The sequence below is a fragment of the Isoptericola croceus genome (genome assembly GCF_029382255.1).
GTDB lineage: Bacteria > Actinomycetota > Actinomycetes > Actinomycetales > Cellulomonadaceae > Isoptericola > Isoptericola croceus.
Genome location: NZ_JARLLG010000004.1, coordinates 44,710 through 62,230, shown reverse-complemented (window position 1 = coordinate 62,230; position 17,521 = coordinate 44,710). Strand labels below are relative to the sequence as shown.

Genomic DNA, 17,521 nt, shown 5'->3' with positions numbered 1-17,521 from the left:
TCCGAGGCCTTTGTCGTGGATCGTCTGTCACTCGGTGGTGAAGGTGAGGCAGTCGGCGTGGTGGGGTTCCTGCGGTCCGGCACCGACGCGGATCGCGCTGGCCGCGCACTCCAGGTCCTCGTTGTGGACGCAGTCCGTGCGCTGGCACGCACCGACGTGCGCGACGACCTTGTCGAGCCCGCCCTTGGTGCTGAGCGGGATGAACGTGGCGCAGGACGCGTCCCCGGGCACCCCGGCGATGGTCACGGCACCCGCGTGGCAGTCGTGGTCGTGGTTGTAGCTGCAGCCGTCCACGGTACAGCTGGTGACCTCGGGCATCTCCATCAGGGTGGTCATGATCCGCTCCTCGTGTCAGGTCTCGTCGCCGATATCTCTCGATCATAGGCGCGATTTCGATTCCTGCACAGGAAGGTGCGACATTCCCATTCGAGTAAGGAAAGCCTTACCAGAGAACAATTCATTAACGAAAGAATGTCGTTCCGGAAATTAGCCGACGGGCGGGTCGCCCGGCGAGGGCGTCAGTCACGGTGCGGCGGCGGGCGCCACAGCACCATCGCCCCGCCCTGCTCGCGCCTGGCCTCGACGTACAGCTCGGTGCGCCGCACCCGCTGCCCGCGGGGCACCGCCACGACGTCACCGCGGGTGCCCGCCGCGAAGACGCGGCCGTCCGCCCGCTCCCGCTCGGCCAGCAGGCTCGCCAGCTCGTGCAGCCGGTGCTCGAGGACGGAGACGTGCTGCTCGAGATCGAGGATCCGCTTGACCCCGGCGAGGTTGATCCCCTCGTCCTGCGCCAGGTGCTGCACCTCGAGCAGCCGGGCGACGTCACGGCGGGAGTACCGCCGTCCGCGACCACGGGTGCGCCGTGGCACGACGAGCCCGAGGCGGTCGTACTGCCGCAGGGTCTGCGGGTGCATATCGGTCAGCTGCGCGGCCTGCGAGACCGTGAGCACGGGTGCGTCGTCGGTGACCACGTCGCCCTCCTTCGCTCCTCGACCGAGTCCGGTGTGTCCGACCCTACTGCGTGGCCTTGGCCGCCAGCTCGGCCCGCACGTCCTCGCCGTCGGCCTCCGCCGCGAAGTCCTCCAGCGCCTTCTTGGCTGCCCGGCTCAGCTTCTGCGGCACCACCACCTGGACGGTGACGAGCAGGTCGCCGGTACGCTTCGCCGTCGCGACGCCGCGCCCCTTGACCCGCAGCACCCGGCCCGACGGCGTCCCGGCGGGCACCTTGAGCCGCACCTTCTCCCCGGAGAGGGTCGGCACCTCGACCGTGGTGCCGAGCGTCGCCTCCGCAAACGTGACCGGCAGGGTCATGCGCAGGTTCGCGCCGTCGATCGAGAACACCGGGTGTTCGCTGACGTGCACAGCGATGAGCAGGTCGCCCGCCGGGCCGCCGGCGGCGCCGGGTCGCCCCTTGCCGCGCAGGCGGATCTTCTGCCCGTCGTGCACACCGGCCGGGATGCGTGCCGTGATCTTCCTGCCGTCGACGGTCAGCTCGACCGTGGTGCCCTCCACCGCCGCACGGAACGGCAGCGTGGCGCGCGTCTCGACGTCGGGCCCCTTGCGCTGCTGCGGTCCGCCGAACCCGGCAGGCCGGCCGCCACCCATGCCGCCGCCGAACATCGAACCGAGGATGTCCTCGAACCCGGCGCCACCGGTCTGGTACTGCGGCCCGGCTCCCGGGCGCGCGCCGGAGTGCCCGCTGCCGAACATCGAGCTGAAGACGTCCTCGAACCCGCCGGACGCACCGCCCGGGCCCGCGGCGAAGCGCGCGCCGCCGCCCGCCATCGACCGGACCGCGTCGTACTGCTGGCGCTGCTCGGTGTCGGACAGCACGGAGTACGCCTCGCCGATCTCCTTGAAACGGGCCTCGGCCGCGGCGTTGCCCGGGTTCTGGTCCGGGTGGTACTGACGGGCCAGCTTGCGGTACGCCTTCTTGATGGTCGCCTGATCGGCGTCCTTGGGAACGCCGAGCGCGGCGTAGAAGTCCTTCTCGATCCAGTCCTGACCGGTCACGGCGTCCCTTCTCCTTCCCTGCTTCGGCGTTGTGGGCGCGATTTCTGGCCCGTTCTGTCCACTTTAGGCGGGTACCAGATCCCAGAAATCGCGCCCACAACCATCACTCGGGGCCGACGACGCCCACGCGGGCGGCGCGGACCACCCTCTCACCGATGCGGTAGCCCGGCTCGACCACCAGGTTGACCGTGGTGGCCTCGGCCTCGGCGTCCGTGTTGTGCATGAGCGCCTCGTGCACGGTGGGGTCGAACTCCTCCCCCACCCGGCCGAACCGCTCGATGCCGAACTTCGCCAGCGACGCGTCGAGCTTCTCCGCGATGGCCGCCATCGGGCCGGACAGCTCGGCGTGCTGCTTGGCACGCTCGATGTCGTCCAGCACCGGCAGGAGCGCCGCGAGCACGTCCTGCGTGCCCTGCGTCCGCGCAGCCTCCTGGTCGCGCAGCGCCCGGTTGCGGTAGTTGGTGAAGCTCGCGCGCTCACGCTGGAGCGCGTCCAGGTTCTCCGCCGCCTGGGCCTTGGCCTGCAGCAGCTCGGAGTCCTCGACCGCCTCGCCGGAGGGCTCGAAGTCGAGCGCCTCGAGCGGGTCGCTCGTCCCGCCGTCGGCAGCTCCGCCGGCCTCGCCCGTGCCCTCCGAGGTGCCCGACGGCGATGCCTCCGGACGCTTCTGGCCCGAGGTCGGGTCGACCTTGCGCTTGTCCGTGAACTGGAAGGGGGTGTCCCCCGAGCCGCCGTCCTCCGGCTGCTCGGGGGTGCCCTGCGTCTCGTCGGACGTCACTTGGCGTCCTTCTTCTCGTCCTCGTCGTCCACGATCTCGGCGTCGACGACGTCCTCGTCGGAGTTCTCCGACTCCGGCGCGGTGCCGTCGGCCGGCGCGCCCTCGGCGCCGGCACCGGCGCCCGCGGCCTGCTCGGCCGAGTACAGCGCCTCACCGATCTTCTGGGAGGAAGCGCCCAGCTTCTCGTAGGCCGTCTTGACGGCGTCGGCGTCCTCGCCCTCCAGGGCGGTCTTGACGCCGGCGATGTCCGCCTCGACCTCGGAGACGACGTCGGCGGGGAGCTTGTCGCGGTTGTCCGCGACCTGCTTCTCCATCGAGTAGGCGAAGGACTCCGCCTGGTTGCGCGTCTCGGCCTCCTCGCGACGCTTCTTGTCCTCCTCGGCGTGCTCCTCGGCCTCCTTGACCATCCGGTCGATGTCCTCCTGCGGGAGGGCCGACCCACCGGTGATCTTCATCGACTGCTCGGTGCCCGTGCCGCGGTCCGAGGCGGACACGTGGACGATGCCGTTCGCGTCGATGTCGAAGGTGACCTCGATCTGCGGGACCCCGCGCGGGGCCGGCGCGATGCCGGTCAGCTCGAAGGTGCCCAGCGGCTTGTTGTCGCGGGTGAACTCGCGCTCGCCCTGGAAGACCTGGATCGCCACCGACGGCTGGTTGTCCTCGGCCGTGGAGAAGATCTCGCTGCGCTTGGTCGGGATGGCCGTGTTGCGCTCGATGAGCTTGGTCATCACACCGCCCTTGGTCTCGATGCCGAGGGACAGCGGGGTGACGTCGATGAGCAGGATGTCCTTGCGCTCACCGCCGATGACACCGGCCTGCAGGGCGGCGCCGACGGCGACGACCTCGTCCGGGTTGACGCCCTTGTTGGGCTCCTTGCCACCGGTGAGCTCGCGCACGACGTCGGCCACGGCCGGCATGCGGGTGGAACCACCGACGAGCACCACGTGGTCGATCTCCGAGATGGAGACGCCCGTGTCGCGGATGACCGCGTGGAACGGCTCCTTGGTGCGGTCGAGGAGGTCCTGCGTCATCTGCTGGAACTGCGCGCGGGTCAGCTTCTCGTCCAGGTGGACGGGGCCGTTCTCGCTCATCGACAGGTACTGCATCGAGATGTTGGTGCTCGTCGCGGAGGAGAGCTCCTTCTTGGCCTGCTCGGCCGCCTCGCGCAGTCGCTGCAGGGCGATCTTGTCCTTGGACAGGTCGACGCCCGCGGAGTTCTTCACCTGCTTGATGAGGTGCTCGACGATGCGCTGGTCCCAGTCGTCACCACCGAGACGGTTGTCACCGGAGGTGGCGCGGACCTGGATGGTGGAGAACTCGTCCTCGTCCTTGCCCACCTCGAGCAGGGAGACGTCGAACGTGCCGCCACCGAGGTCGAAGACGAGGATGAGCTCGTCCTCCTTGCCGCGGTCGAGGCCGTAGGCGAGTGCCGCGGCGGTGGGCTCGTTGACGATGCGCTGGACGTTGAGGCCGGCGATCTGGCCGGCGTCCTTCGTGGCCTGGCGCTCGGCGTCGTTGAAGTACGCGGGGACGGTGATGACCGCGTCGGTGACGGGCTCGCCGAGGTACTCCTCGGCGTCACGCTTCAGCTTGCCCAGGATGCGGGCGCTGATCTCCTGCGCGCTGTACTTCTTGTCGTCGATCTCCTGCGACCAGTCGGTGCCCATGTGGCGCTTGACCGAGCTGATGGTGCGGTCGACGTTGGTGACGGCCTGCCGCTTGGCGACCTCACCGACGAGGACCTCGCCGTTCTTGGAGAAGGCGACGACGGACGGGGTGGTGCGGGCACCCTCGGCGTTCGCGATGACGGTGGGCTCGCCGCCCTCCAGGACGGCGACCACCGAGTTGGTGGTACCGAGGTCGATGCCAACTGCACGAGCCATGGTGGTTGCTCTCCTTCGTGACGGGGGATTGAGTCGTCTGCACTCAACTTAGGACGCGGCGAGGCAGGTGTCCAACTCGGGCCGTCAAAGTTGAGTCTGCATGGCTCAACCTTGTGCGGGTGGGTGATATTCCCGCAGGCGGGGCGCTCTGTTCGCTGTGAGCGAACTGTGTCACCGGCACGGAACCGTGGGGCACCTGACGGAGTCAGGCGCCCCAGCCGCGGTCAAGTCCCCGGTAGTGGTGTAGCGCTCGGCGATCCTGGTGATATCAGGCGCTGAGTTCGAGGACGAGGACGGTGTCCACCTCCTCTTCAGGCTCGGTGACCGGGGTGAGGCGGAAGCAAGGGCGAGGACCTCGAGGCCGGGGTAGCGGCGCCTTCGGCCCATTCGTCGGTCTGCTCGGCCAGCACGGCCCCGACCAGTCGGACGATCGCGGCCCGGCGACTGCAGACGCGGCGCTGCACAAGAATGGCGGGCATGGACCCGATAGCCGATGCCACCTCCCTCGTCGCTGACCGATACCCGGAGGCTCGTTGGGCACTCCTGACCGGCAGCGTGCTCTATCCGGGATCCCGGACGGCGGGGTCGGACCTGGACATCGTCGTCTGCGTGCCCGACGAATCCGTGGGGCACCGCGACTCGGTGCGCTGGCAGGACTGGCCGGTCGAACTGTTCGTGAACACTGAGGCAGGCCACCGCTGGTTCATCGCGCAGGAGACGACACGCAGGAAGCCGACGCTGGCGCGGATGATCGCGACCGGCCTACCGGTCGCGGGCCCCGTCGGTGCGGCCGACGGGTTGCAGCGGGAATGCCGCGCATCGGTGGACGCGGGCCCCGGCCCGGCTTCGGCGTCGGACCTGGAGGATGCGCGCTATGGCGTGACGGACCTGTTGGACGACCTCGCGCACGCGCGCGACAGCGGCGAGGCGGAGGTGGTGCGGGCGGTGCTGTGGGAGCGGGTCGGACACCTTGCCCTGGCAGCCGCCGGACAGTGGGACGGGGGCGGCAAGTGGCTGTTGCGCGAGCTGCGCGCCTGGGATCCCGGGTTCGCGGACCGGTGGCTCGCCGCGCGGCAGGACCACCGGGCGCTAGAGGCAGTGACACGGGCAACGCTGGACGCCGCGGGAGGACCGATGTTCGAGGGGTACCGGCGTCAGGCACCAGTCGTGGCCGAACTCCCGGCAACCTCAGCTGCGGCGGCGGAGACAAGCGGCTCCGATATCCAAACACCCATCCGCTCGACGCAGTAAGTCTCGGCCAAGAGAAGCCGCACGTGGCCGAGAAATTCTTAGACCCGGCGGGTCTCCGAAGTCGACGGCTCACACTCGACCCGGCCTGGTGAGAACACCTCGCTCGTCGACGGCGAACGTCGGGGGAGAAATTCATGTCCCGACCGTTGCTCCTCGCATAGGGTCCGGAGATGGAACGATCCACACTCATGCGCCTGGCGCACTCCGAGCACCCGATCGCGTCGCCGCTGAGCGATGCCCGCGTCGAAGGCCTGCTCGACCGGACGACGGGCGGCCGACGGAGCGTCCTCGACCTCGGGTGCGGTGACGGCACGTGGCTGCTGCGGGCGCTGGGCCGGGAACCCGGTGTCACCGCGGTGGGGGTGGACGCGTCCGACGTCGGGTTCGAGGAGACGCTGGCCAAGGCTGCTGCCGCGGGCGTGGCGGACCGGCTGACGCTGGTTCAGGGCGACGTCCGGGAGTACGTGAGCGAGACGCCGTTCGACGCGGTGCTCAGCGTGGGCGCGGCGTACGCGTTCGGGGGCCTCGGACCCACGCTCGAGGCCGCGCGCGGCCACCTCGCCGCCGACGGTCTGCTACTGCTCGGTGACTGTTTCTGGCCTGCGCCTCCGACAGCGGCCGTCCTCGACGGCCTCGGTGGCCTCTCGGCGGACGAGTACCTCGACCTGCGCGGCACCGTCGACCTCGTGACGCGGCACGGGTGGGCGACGGTGCACGGGCACGTCAGCACTCAGGAGGAGTGGGACGACTACGAGTGGGCGTGGACGGGGGCACCCGCTCGCTGGGCGGTCGAGAACCCGGACCACCCTGAGGCGCGTGAGGTGCTCTCCGAGGTCGAGAAGCACCGCAACGGCTGGCTCCAGGGGTACCGTGGCGGTCTCGGGTTCGTCACGCTGGTTCTGCACCCGGGCCGGGCGACCGTCATGAGTCCTTGAAGATTCGTCTCCCTGTAGCGTTGAAATCCGAGGTCCGACGCGCCCAGACCGAGAGGTGTTTTCACCAGGCCGGATGAGGTGATCGGCGCGACGGCAGTCCTTTGGCTCGGACCGCATGAAGGTCGTCAACGGTAGCTACGGCGCCAAGTCCTACACGGACAAACGCTGGGTGCTCTCCGACGTCGAACAGCGACTGCACAGCACACCCCAGCGCAACGCTCAAAGCGTCCCCGACGGCCACGTCGAGCACCTCAGACGAGCTCGCCACCTCGCTGACGAACAACCGCCCCAAGGGCGAGCTCAGCACCCGGCCATCCCTCACCGCCCGCACTCCCCTCCTGATCGCTGCACGTGCGAACCGGAACAACTGCCGCTGAGAAACGGCAAGTTCGCGGGGCCATTCAGGACCCCTGATCCTGCCCGGGTGGCCGGCTCGTACTACACCCGTAGATCGTGACCCTGACCTGCAGTGATGCGTCGATGATGGTGCGCGGTGCGGGCTCGGGCCTGGTGTCGTCGTCGCCAGTGAGACCAGGCGAGGACATGGACCGCCGACTCCTCGGTCTCCCGGACGGGTCGAGGCTCGGAGCCGGGAACGGCGTGAGGATCCCGGCCTCTTTCTGAGGTGCTGCAGTGGGGCGTTGCCAGCCCCCGCTCAGGCCCCCGCTCCCGTCAGCACCGGAGCCGAGACCAGCTCGCTCGGCACAGCGACCGGCTGACGAGATCCCCTCGTCGCCGCACGCGAGGCCGCAGCCGGCTTGACGGTCTCGACGGCCTCCTCAGCAGCGTGGACGTCACGTCGAGAGCTGACCAGCAGCACCATCACTTGCGCCGACTGCACGGCCAGCAGCACTCGTTGCGGCACACCACGCCATTCTCCGCCCGAGAGGAACCCGGGCCAGAACGTGTTCACCGTCGTGACCGCGAACGTCAGGAGGCTCAGTGCCGCGATCCACCCGAGCATGCGGCGCACGCCGATGGGCACATCCGTCCCACGCGAGCGATGGATGCACAGCAAGGCGACCACGATCAGCGCGATGAACGCCGCGCCCGCCGAGTATCGGTGAATCTGCGCGCCGATCGTCAGACCCGTCTGCGGCGTACCCGTGCGGAACACCGCGGTCGCCATCAACATCAGCGGGGTCACCGCCAGGATCCAGCGGATCGGCTCCTGTCGAGGCAGACCGACGCCTCGCCCCGCGAGGATCGCACAGGCGACGGCCAGACCCATCGCACCCGTCGGGAACAGGACGTTGCCGGGAAACCTGAGCGCATACGTCGACACGGTCCCGGTCAGGGGGTGGACGGTGTCCGACATCGTCACGTGGATCACCACGAAGCTCAGCACGCTCAGCACGATCGCGGTACCGGCCACGACTCCCGCTGCAGGAGAGTGGAACATGGTCTTCTTCATGACTCGGAAAGCTACGTATTCCCAGGTCAGATGCCATCAAGCCCTAGAGCGGTCCTGTCTCTCACACCCAGGGGTGAGACACCGCCGCGAAGATCGGTCCGTGGGGTGAGGACACCGAGAACTGGCACGGCATAGCGTGGCCCGATGCAGTCCGAGGCGACGCGGCGGCGTCCGATACGCCGCGTCATGAGCTACCTGATCAGCACCGGGCCCGTCGGCGACGGCTCGTGGCGCTGGAGCCTGCCCACCGTGCTCGCGTTCATCGGCCCCGGGTCGGTGCCGCTCGCCCTGCTGATGCTTCCCCTCCAAGCCACGACGCTGTCCAGCAGCAGCCTGGCCGACTGGGGCGGCATCGCGGCGGTCCTGTCGAGCGCCGCGATCGTGCTGGCTCGCTTCCGACCGCTCGGGGCGTGGGGGCTGGCGATGGCGACCTTCGCGATCGCCGTCGTCGGCCCGGCCCAGGTTTGGAACGGCGTGTGGCCCGTGACTCCGCCCCTGCTGTTCACGCTCCTGGTCGTGCAGTTCGCGGTCGCCCGCGACAAGCGGGTCGGGGTGTCGATCGCCACGTGGTTCGCCACGATCGTCGCGGGCATCTGCGCCTACTGGATGTTCGAGATCGGCGTGGTGAACATCCGCGTGGTCGACGGCTACTACCCACCCGGCTTCAATCCCGCTGCGGACAGCGTGGCGCTGACGACGACGTACACCGCATTCGCTCTCCTCCTCGGACTGCTCGTGCGCCTGAGGCGTCAGAGTCGTGCCCGCGTGGCCCAGGAGGAAGAGGTCGCCGCGGCCGAGCGCACCCGCCGCCACATCCTCGAGGAGCGGGCTCGCATCGCCCGCGAGCTGCACGACGTCGTCGCCCACCACATGTCGGTGATCTCCATCCAGGCTTCGACCGCCGAGTACCGGCTCAACGGTCTGGAGGAGTCGACGCGCGAGGAGTTCCGCTCGATCGGCGAACAAGCCCGCGAGTCGCTCATCGAGATGCGCCGCCTCCTGGCGGTGCTCCGCGCCGAGGACGAGAGCGGGGAACGTGCCCCGCAGCCGGGGCCCGAGCAGCTCGAGCTGCTCGCAGAGTCTGCCCAGCGCGCCGGAGTTCCGGTCACGCTCACCGTGTCGGGACTCCCCGACGCCCTCCCCTATGCGGTGGCGCTGACCGTCTACCGTGTCACGCAGGAGGCGCTCAGCAACGTGATCCGCCATGCTCCGGGGAGTCGCACCGAGGTCGAGGTCCGCGCCGACGATGCTGAGGTCGTCGTGACGGTGACGAATGCCGCGCCCACCGATGGCACCAGCTCGCCGGAACCGCATTCGGCCGGGTTCGGCCTCGTAGGGATGCGCGAGCGGGTGACCTTCCTGGACGGGACCCTGGAGACCGGGCCCACCCCTGAGGGCGGCTTCTCGGTCCGAGCACGGCTACCCATCGAGGCGAGCGAGAGCACAGCATGACGATCCGATTGATGATCGCCGACGATCAGGCGATGGTCAGGGCAGGGTTCGCCGCACTGCTCAACGCGCAGAGCGACATCGAGGTGGTCGCCGACGCCGAGGACGGTGAAGCGGCCGTGGCTGCGGCCCGGCTCCACCACCCCGACCTGGTGCTCATGGATGTCCGGATGCCTCGGATGGACGGGCTCGAAGCGGCGCGGCGCATCCTGGCGACGTCCGACGGAGCCCATCTGACCCGCATCCTCATGCTCACGACGTTCGACGTCGACGACTACGTGTACGAGGCGCTCAGGTTGGGCGCCAGCGGGTTCCTGCTGAAAGATGCCCCGCCCGAGGACCTCATCACCGCCGTCCGTGTCGTGGCGTCTGGCGAGGCGCTGCTCGCGCCGTCGGTGACACGACGGCTCATCGAGGAGTTCTTCGCGCGCCCGACCGAACCCGTGCGCACGTCCATGCTGGAGTCGTTGACCGCACGCGAGACCGAGGTGCTGCGGCTCGTCGCCCGCGGCATGTCCAACACGGACATCGCCGCGCACCTCGTCGTCTCGGTGCAGACCGTGAAGACGCACGTCGGCAAGATCTTCGCCAAGCTAGGCCTGCGAGACCGCGCTCAGGCCGTCATCTGCGCCTATGAGTCGGGCCTCGTCACCGCGGGCGACCCCCGCTGATCACCCTCGAGGAAGCAACAGGCGACTCGCCCTGCCCCTTGACAAGACCTCACTCCATCACGCCTTGCTCACACCAGCTCGACACCGTCGGCCTGCGGCCCCCGGTCGCTCTGACGCACCTTGAAGCGGACCCGGTCGCCCTCCTCCAGGACCTCGGAGCCCCGCACGACCGACACGTGCACGAATAGGTCCTCGCCCCCGGAATCCGGGGTGATGAAGCCGAACCCCCGGTCCGCGTCGTAGCGCGCGACGGTGCCCTCACCTCCGCGCACTGGGCCGCCGGACGCCGCGGGACGGCCCGACCGGCCACGGTCCGCGCCACCGCGCGCACCGGAGCCACGCACGAGCCGCACGTTGCGGGCGTTCGGCCCCTTGTCGCCGGCGACGACGTCGTACGTCACGCGAGCACCCTCGGAGAGCTCGGTCAGGCCACCGGTCAGCGCCTTGACGTGGACGAAGACGTCCTCACCGCCCGTCTCGGGAGCGATGAACCCGAAGCCCTTGGTGCCGTCGTACCAGGTCACGGTGCCGTCCGCGCCATCTGAGGGCGCAGCATGCCGCGCGGCCTCCGCCGCGAGCGGCAGCAGGTGGTCCGCCTGCGGCCCCTTCTCCCCCTCGACGACGAGGAACGCCACCCGCTGCCCCTCCAAGATCACACCGCCCCCGACGATGGCCGAGCTGTGCACGAAGATCTCGCCGCGACCGCCGTCGGGCGTGACGAACCCGTACCCCTTGGCCGGCTCGTACCAGCTGACGGTGCCGAGCACGCCCGCGGGCGCGTCGGCGGCCAGGTCGCCCGTGACCCGGACCCGTCGCGCCTGCGGGCCACGGTCACCCTCGCCCACCTCGAACTCGACGGCCTGCCCCTCGCGGAGCACCTTCGGCCCGTCGTCTCCGACGATCTCGGACGCATGCACGAACAGGTCCTCGGCGTCGTTCCCGAGGTCGATGAAGCCGAACCCTCGGTCGGTGTCGAACCATCGGACTGTTCCCTGGGGCACTGTGAACTCCTTGTCTCGGAAAAAGCTGCTGCCCCCCAGTGTCCCTGACAGAAGCGCACACGGATCACTCGCACCGGGCTGCCACGGAGCCACCGTCCGCTACGTTGCGCGAATGAGAACGCAGCGACCGACGTCGATCGTCCGAACCTCCGTGACGACCGCCGGCGTCGCAGCGGTCGTCACGTTCGTCTTCCTCCTGCAGCCCTGGCGGACCTGCCCCGACGACGACGCGCCCGCGGGCTGCCCCGCGCTCCCCCAGGACGCCGCGGTCGTGATGGTGGCTGGCACCGTCGTCATGGTCGCTCTCGTCGTGGCGGTCGTCGCGGCTGTACGGTCCGGCACCACGCCGTCGCCGCCGGCGTCGACGGCGCCCGAGCCGACCGCGCCCCGACCTCGGCGACGCCTGGTCATCCTGGTCGCTCTCGTCGGGCTGTGCGCCGCGGTATACGGCTGGGGATTCTTGGGCGGCTACTGGCCGCCCTGACCGTGCGTCGGCCCGCGCGGGCTACCCGAGCAGGGCGCCGCTCAGTTCCAGACGAGCGTCAGCACGCGGTGCCCGTCCGGCACGGCCGGCACGTCGCAGAACTCGTCCCGGTCGTAGGAGAGGCCTTCCCACACGGGCTCCGACTGCAGCTCCTCCACGCCGACGCGGACGTCCACGACGTCGTCCGGCAGCGCGGTGCAGATCGCCACCGACTCCGCCACGACGTCGTCGTAGTCGTCCTCGAACATCTCCTCGTGCAGCTGGACCCGCACCCATGCCACGGCGTCGTCCACCTCGAGGGCTCTCAGGCGCGCGGCGATCTCGGCAAGGTCGGGCCGCCCGTAGCCGTACTGGTTCGGCGCGATGGAGTCCTCGACGTCGTTGCCGTCGAAGAACTCGGCGAGGGTCAGCATCGGGATCCGGTCGCCGCCGTCGGCGGCACGCCCCAGGACCTCATCGCGGGTGATCACGGGGACGATGCTAGGGCGCCGCACGCCATTCGGCTCGCCAGGCCGCGACGGCGCGCGTGACCGGGACTGGTGGCGACGGGCCGCAGGTGACATGTTGAGGGCGACGCCTCGGCGCCGGCCAGCTGCGGAAGGAAGAGATGAGCACCGTCCTGTTCTGGCCCCTTGCTGATACAGCCCTGGCAGGAACCCTGATGCGCATTTGACATGATGCCTAGTGCAGTTTTAGCAGGCAACCTGACGCACCACCAGCACGGTCGGCCGACGACGGTCCTGACCTCGCCTCGCACGCTGGCGCCCCCCTCCACGCCCGACAGATCCGGTGACGACTGCCGCCGTCGTCCGCCCCGACCTGCCGAGCCGTCGTAGGGGTGACACGGTGGTGGCATCTCGCTCATGCGCCATGGTGCAGAGCAGCTTCGCCGCCCGTGCGGACCGGCGGTCTCGGAGGGAGGTGGTCGCCCGATGACAGGGCAGGACCTCTCGTTGCTCGCAGCGATCCTCGCGGTGGCGGCCGGCGTCGGCCTGCTCGCGAACCGTCTGCGGCAGCCGTTGATCGTCGCGTTCATCGGTGTCGGGATCCTGGTCGGGCCGGTCGGTACCGGGTGGGCCAGCGACATCGAGGAGATCGAGCTGCTGGGGCACCTCGGCATCACGATCCTGCTGTTCCTGGTCGGCCTGCGGCTCGACCTCCACCTCATCCGCACGACCGGTCCGGTCGCGCTCGCCACCGGTCTGGGCCAGGTCGCGTTCACGGCCGCGATCGGCTACGGCATCGCTCTGGCCCTCGGCATGGACCATGTCACGGCCCTCTACGTCGCGGTGGCCCTGACGTTCTCCTCGACGATCATCATCGTCAAGCTGCTGTCGGACAAGCGGGAGATCGACGAGCTGCACGGGCGCATCGCCGTCGGCTTCCTCATCGTGCAGGACCTCGTCGTGGTCCTGGTCATGATCGCCCTGACCGCCTTCGGGCAGGAGACCAGCGACAACGTCGCACTCGACGTCACCCTCGTGATCGGCAAGGGTGTCGCGCTGCTCGCCGGGGTCGCCCTGGCCATGCGCTACGTCATCCCCCGACTGCTCCACCACGTGGCTCGCTCCCAGGAGCTGCTCGTGCTCTTCGCGGTCGCCTGGGCGGTCTCCATCGCCGCGACGAGCGCCTGGCTCGGGTTCAGCACGGAGGTCGGCGCGTTCCTCGCCGGGATGTCGCTGGCGTCGACACCGTTCCGCGAGGCCATCGGCGCGAGGCTCGTCAGCCTGCGCGACTTCCTCCTGCTGTTCTTCTTCCTGGCGCTCGGCGCGCAGCTGGAGTTCGCCGACGCCTCCCGCCAGCTCAGCGAGGCCGCCGTGCTGTCGGCGTTCGTCCTCGTCGGGAACCCGCTGATCGTGCTGGTCATCATGGGGCTGATGGGGTACCCCGTGCGGGTGTCCTTCAAGGCCGGGCTCACGGTCGCCCAGATCAGTGAGTTCTCGCTCATCCTCGCCGCGCTCGGGCTCAGCCTGGGCCACATCACGTCCTTCACGGTCAGCCTCATCACCGTCGTCGGACTGATCACCATCGGCGCCTCGACCTACATGATCCTGTACTCCCAGCCCTTGTTCGAGAAGCTCAGCCCGTTCCTGGGCGTCTTCCAGCGTCGCACCGCCCACCAGCACACGATTCCCGACGACGCACCCGAGGCCGACATCCTGGTCTACGGCCTCGGCCGGCTCGGCGGTCAGCTCGTGGACCGGCTCACCGCAGCGGGCCGGTCCGTCGTCGCGGTCGACTTCGACCCCGACATCGTCAACGCGTGGAACGGTCGCGGCGTCACGGCGCTCTTCGGCAGCGCCGAGGACATCGACTTCCTGGAGTCGCTCCCGCTCGCCCAGGCACGCTGGGTGGTGTGCACGGTCCCGTCGGCCGACGTCAACCTCACCCTGCTGCATGCCCTGCGCCACCACGGATACCCCGGGTGCATCGCCCTGACCGCCATCTCGGCTCGCGACGCGCAGCGCCTGGAGGAGACCGATGCCGACGTCGTGATCGAGCCGTACTCCGCGGCGACCGCAGCGGTGCTCGACCACATCGCCGACCATCTCGGGGAGAACGAGGACGGGGAATCGGGCCTGGCATGAAGGTCAGCCGGCCGGCGTGGCCGCGGCCCTGATCTAGCCTGGGCGGGTGGAAGAACTGTTCGCTCGCGACGATCTCGACCATCTGCACGAGTGGGGACGAGCGAACGACTCCGACGAGACCCGGGCACTGCTGCTCGCGGAGTTCGCACGGCTGCGGAACTACGGCAACGCCACCGAGTGGAACCGCCTGGTGCGCGTGTGCGAGGCGCTCGCCCTCCTCGGGTGGGGTGCGGAGACCGCCGTCGAGGCGATCGCAGATCGCTGGATCAACGGGTCGATGTACACGTCTCTGAAGCGGGCGGACTTCTCCCTGGCCGACGGAGGTGAACGCGGTTGGGTCGTGCGCGGGGGGATGCTCGTGCTCGACGGCGCGACGCCGACCACGACCGGAGCCCGTGAACGACTCGACACCCAGCGGGTGATGCTGCCGAAGAACCCGCTGCGCCTGACGCGCTTCGGCCACGTCCAGCGCGAAGCTGTGCCTTTCGCCGCGGAGGCCGAGCGGCTGCGCGGGCTGCTCGATCAGCGGCTCGCCCGCGACTACGGGGCAGGCTTCGGCTATGCCGGCATCCGTCTGGCCTGGAGCTTCCCGGACGGAGGGCCAGGCCTCGCCAAGGAGTACTTCCACGCTCCGGCGGACGTGATCGCGCGCGACGGGGTCCGCAGCTTTGTCAGGCCTCGGCTGGACGTCGGCCGGATGTCGCGCCGCAAGGGCGAGACCATGCTGACCGTCACGAGACACTACACAGCGGCCGAAGCACCCGTGCCCTTGCCTGAACAGTGCGCGGGCCTCGCCGACGACCTGCGCACGATCGTCGCCGCCATCGGGACGAAGCTGCTCCGCAAGGCACCCGGCTACCGCGTGGATGCCCTGCGAGCAGATCTTGATGCCAGCCTCACGTTCTGGATGGGCGCTCCGTCCGGCACGGACGGCGTGTCGCACAGCTCGTCGTATCCGTCCGCGAACACGAGGTCGTTGCTGTCGAAGAACTAGGCGATGGTCAGCAGCGGGGATCCGTCGCTACCGATTGCTAGCGTGCCGCCATGGCTCTGTACCTCGTCAGGCACGGTCGGCCCAGCATCGTCCCCGGCACGCCGGCACCTGCCTGGCAGCTCGATCCGAAGCATGAGGACGCCGTCGCCGAGCTTGCCTCACGCGCGCCCTGGTCAGACGACGCCGTCTGGTTCACCTCGCCAGAGCCCAAAGCCGCGCGCACGGCGTACCTGTTGGCGGGACGGGAGGTCGACGTCGTCGACGACCTGCGCGAGCACGACCGAGGCGTGGGCGCCTGGGTCGACGACTTCCAGAACGCGATGGCCGAGGCATTCGCCCGACCGGACTCGGCAGTCCGCGACGGCTGGGAGGCGCTGGAGGAGACCCGCCGACGAGTGGTCAAGGCGGCCCGAGAGCTCCTGGTCGCGAGCCCTGGGAAGGATGTGGTGCTGGTCGGTCACGGAACTGCCTGGACCCTGCTCGCGGCCGAGCTCACCGGTACCGAGCCCGACCTTGAGCGCTGGCGAACCCTCGCCATGCCCGACGTGATCACCGTGCATGCCCAGGGCCTACCGCGTGCTGCGGACCATCCAACACTCTGACCATGTGGCGGCGATCGCCACCAACCGTCAGTTCGGCTTCGCCGACGAGGCCCGAGGCGTCTGGCCGACTCCGCGGGACATCCGCGGGGTTCCCGGTGAGAGCAGCTCGTGCACGAGTTCCACGACGAGCTCGGCCCTGCCGACGAACGGGGAGTGTCCCGTCGGCCATTCGCGCACCGAGGTGCAGCGTCCGGCCATCATCCGCTGCAGACCCGGATCGATCGCCTGGTCGTTGGCACAGACGACGTAGGTCGACGGCACGTGCTTCCAGGCGTGATGCTCGGGAGTTCCTCGCCCGCAACCAGGAGCCTGCACGCGCAAGAGACCGATCGCCCAGCGGGCGAGGGGCTCGGGACAGTCACCATAGAGGACGCCCGCCGCCTGATCGGGATCCAGGCTCGTCGCGCCGTCGGGTCCAGGCCTGATCGCTCCCCGGAGCTTCGCGGACGCCCCACCCAGGCCCGCGGCACTCTCGCCGACGTCCAGGACGAAGGCCGCCAGGTAGACCAGGTGTCCTGCTCCACGCACCCCGGTGATCACCGAGCCGCCGTAGGAGTGGCCCACCACGAGCGGAGGGCACTCCAGCGCGTCGACGGCCGCCTGGACTGCCGCCGTGTCGGCGAGCAGCGAACGCCGATGGAGCTCAGGCAGGACGACCTCGACTCCTGCGGCACGCAGGCGTTCTGCCACCACCGCGAAGTGCTCAGGGCAGTGGTACAGACCGTGAACGAGAACCACAGCGGTCAGCTGGCACACCTCCTCCTGTTGACTCGGAGGATGCGCACGCTCAGCGCACGCGGGCGATCGCGAACCCGTCCCAGCCCTTCGAGCCGACCGTCTGCAGCGCCGTCGCCTCCAGCCGCGGATCGGTGCCGAGGGCGTGGAGGAACGCTCGCACGCCCTGGACGTTCGGGTCCTCGCTGGCCGGGTCGACGGCGCCGCCGCGACGCACCACGTTGTCCCCGACGATCACGCTGCCGGCGCGGACCAACCGCAGCGTCAGCTCAAGGTAGGCGGGCATGTTCGCCTTGTCGGCGTCGATGAACACGAGGTCGTACGCCTCGGTGCCGGCGTCGACGAGTCCGGCGAGCACGTCGAGCGCCGGGCCGACCTCGACGTCGACCCGCTCGGCGAGGCCCGCGCGTCCCAGGTTCTGCCGCGCGACGTCCGCGTGCCGCGGGTCGAGCTCGACGGTCGTCACGCGCCCCTCGGGCCCGACGGCTCGCGCGAGCCAGATGGTGCTGTACCCGGCGAGCGTCCCCAGCTCGAGGACACGTCGCGCGCCGACCATCTGCGCCACGAGCGCGAGGAACGCGCCCTGGTTCGGTGCGACCTCGATGGGCGGCAGCCCGTGCTCGCGCCCCAGCTCGCGGGCGGCGACGAGCGCGTCGTCCTCCTCCACGAGCTCGCCCACCAGGTAGGAGTCGACGTCGTGCCACGGCTGGTCAGTTCCCATGCCCC

Annotated in this window: 18 protein-coding genes and 1 pseudogene; 8 read left to right on the top strand and 11 right to left on the bottom strand. The window is 69.8% G+C overall.

What is annotated here, in order from left to right; genetic code table 11:
* Positions 1-27: 27 nt before the first annotated feature.
* The 6 genes and pseudogenes from PZC42_RS10825 to PZC42_RS10800 all read right to left on the bottom strand — a co-directional run.
* Positions 28-336 (bottom strand): DUF1540 domain-containing protein, encoded by a 309-nt coding sequence (locus PZC42_RS10825; protein WP_277210915.1) that lies wholly within the window; start codon positions 334-336, stop codon positions 28-30.
* Positions 337-518: 182 nt separating this feature from the next.
* Positions 519-971, bottom strand: a complete 453-nt coding sequence (locus tag PZC42_RS10820; protein ID WP_277210913.1) for a heat shock protein transcriptional repressor HspR — start codon at positions 969-971, stop codon at positions 519-521.
* Positions 972-1,014: 43 nt separating this feature from the next.
* Positions 1,015-2,013 (bottom strand): DnaJ C-terminal domain-containing protein, encoded by a 999-nt coding sequence (locus PZC42_RS10815; protein ID WP_277210911.1) that lies wholly within the window; start codon positions 2,011-2,013, stop codon positions 1,015-1,017.
* A gap of 103 nt (positions 2,014-2,116) precedes the next feature.
* The gene (grpE, locus tag PZC42_RS22535; RefSeq protein ID WP_277210909.1) at positions 2,117-2,788 is read right to left on the bottom strand and encodes a nucleotide exchange factor GrpE; all 672 of its coding nucleotides are present in this window, start codon (positions 2,786-2,788) and stop codon (positions 2,117-2,119) included.
* The gene (gene dnaK, locus PZC42_RS10805) at positions 2,785-4,671 is read right to left on the bottom strand and encodes a molecular chaperone DnaK (RefSeq protein WP_277210907.1); all 1,887 of its coding nucleotides are present in this window, start codon (positions 4,669-4,671) and stop codon (positions 2,785-2,787) included. Before dnaK ends, grpE begins: the two co-directional genes overlap by 4 nt.
* A 268-nt stretch (positions 4,672-4,939) precedes the next feature.
* A pseudogene (locus PZC42_RS10800) lies at positions 4,940-5,111 on the bottom strand (IS256 family transposase); the annotation flags it as partial.
* Positions 5,112-5,148: 37 nt separating this feature from the next.
* Between PZC42_RS10800 and PZC42_RS10795 the strand changes: the two are divergent.
* Both PZC42_RS10795 and PZC42_RS10790 read left to right on the top strand, forming a co-directional pair.
* Positions 5,149-5,922, top strand: coding sequence for a hypothetical protein (locus PZC42_RS10795; protein ID WP_277210905.1), 774 nt, complete (start codon positions 5,149-5,151; stop codon positions 5,920-5,922).
* Positions 5,923-6,092: 170 nt separating this feature from the next.
* On the top strand, positions 6,093-6,857 hold the full coding sequence (locus PZC42_RS10790; protein ID WP_277210903.1) for an SAM-dependent methyltransferase: 765 nt from the start codon (positions 6,093-6,095) through the stop codon (positions 6,855-6,857).
* Positions 6,858-7,512: 655 nt separating this feature from the next.
* Here PZC42_RS10790 and PZC42_RS10785 read toward each other — a convergent pair.
* On the bottom strand, positions 7,513-8,271 hold the full coding sequence (locus tag PZC42_RS10785) for a DUF998 domain-containing protein (protein ID WP_277210901.1): 759 nt from the start codon (positions 8,269-8,271) through the stop codon (positions 7,513-7,515).
* 186 nt (positions 8,272-8,457) lie between these two features.
* Between PZC42_RS10785 and PZC42_RS10780 the strand changes: the two genes are divergently transcribed.
* Both PZC42_RS10780 and PZC42_RS10775 read left to right on the top strand, forming a co-directional pair.
* A complete protein-coding gene (locus tag PZC42_RS10780; RefSeq protein WP_277210899.1) occupies positions 8,458-9,723 on the top strand; it encodes a sensor histidine kinase in 1,266 nt (421 codons plus the stop codon).
* The gene (locus tag PZC42_RS10775; protein WP_277210897.1) at positions 9,720-10,391 is read left to right on the top strand and encodes a response regulator; all 672 of its coding nucleotides are present in this window, start codon (positions 9,720-9,722) and stop codon (positions 10,389-10,391) included. The genes PZC42_RS10780 and PZC42_RS10775 overlap by 4 nt, the downstream gene beginning before the upstream one ends.
* Positions 10,392-10,459: 68 nt before the next feature.
* Here PZC42_RS10775 and PZC42_RS10770 read toward each other — a convergent pair whose 3' ends face one another.
* A complete protein-coding gene (locus tag PZC42_RS10770) occupies positions 10,460-11,392 on the bottom strand; it encodes a cold-shock protein (RefSeq protein WP_277210895.1) in 933 nt (310 codons plus the stop codon).
* A 112-nt stretch (positions 11,393-11,504) separates the two neighbouring features.
* Between PZC42_RS10770 and PZC42_RS10765 the strand changes: the two genes are divergently transcribed.
* A complete protein-coding gene (locus PZC42_RS10765; protein ID WP_277210893.1) occupies positions 11,505-11,876 on the top strand; it encodes a hypothetical protein in 372 nt (123 codons plus the stop codon).
* A 41-nt stretch (positions 11,877-11,917) separates the two neighbouring features.
* On the opposite strand, the gene PZC42_RS10760 is transcribed toward PZC42_RS10765, so the two are convergent.
* Positions 11,918-12,346 carry a YfbO family protein gene (locus PZC42_RS10760; protein WP_277210891.1) on the bottom strand — a complete coding sequence of 143 codons (429 nt, stop codon included), beginning with the start codon at positions 12,344-12,346 and terminating at the stop codon, positions 11,918-11,920.
* Positions 12,347-12,808: 462 nt separating this feature from the next.
* On the opposite strand from PZC42_RS10760, the gene PZC42_RS10755 reads away from it, so the two are divergent.
* From PZC42_RS10755 to PZC42_RS10745, 3 genes are read left to right on the top strand one after another with little or no spacing between them, the layout of a single operon-like run.
* On the top strand, positions 12,809-14,464 hold the full coding sequence (locus PZC42_RS10755) for a cation:proton antiporter (protein ID WP_277210889.1): 1,656 nt from the start codon (positions 12,809-12,811) through the stop codon (positions 14,462-14,464).
* A 46-nt stretch (positions 14,465-14,510) separates the two neighbouring features.
* The gene (locus PZC42_RS10750; protein ID WP_277210886.1) at positions 14,511-15,458 is read left to right on the top strand and encodes a hypothetical protein; all 948 of its coding nucleotides are present in this window, start codon (positions 14,511-14,513) and stop codon (positions 15,456-15,458) included.
* A 50-nt stretch (positions 15,459-15,508) separates the two neighbouring features.
* Positions 15,509-16,060: a histidine phosphatase family protein gene (locus tag PZC42_RS10745; protein WP_277210884.1), complete on the top strand. Its 552-nt coding sequence runs from the start codon at positions 15,509-15,511 to the stop codon at positions 16,058-16,060.
* Between the two features lie 27 nt (positions 16,061-16,087).
* Here the strand turns inward: PZC42_RS10745 and PZC42_RS10740 are convergent, their stop codons facing one another.
* Entirely contained in the window at positions 16,088-16,798 is a 711-nt protein-coding gene (locus tag PZC42_RS10740; RefSeq protein ID WP_277210882.1) for an alpha/beta hydrolase, read from the bottom strand.
* A gap of 49 nt (positions 16,799-16,847) precedes the next feature.
* Entirely contained in the window at positions 16,848-17,516 is a 669-nt protein-coding gene (locus PZC42_RS10735; RefSeq protein WP_277210880.1) for an O-methyltransferase, read from the bottom strand.
* Between the last annotated feature and the right edge of the window lie 5 nt (positions 17,517-17,521).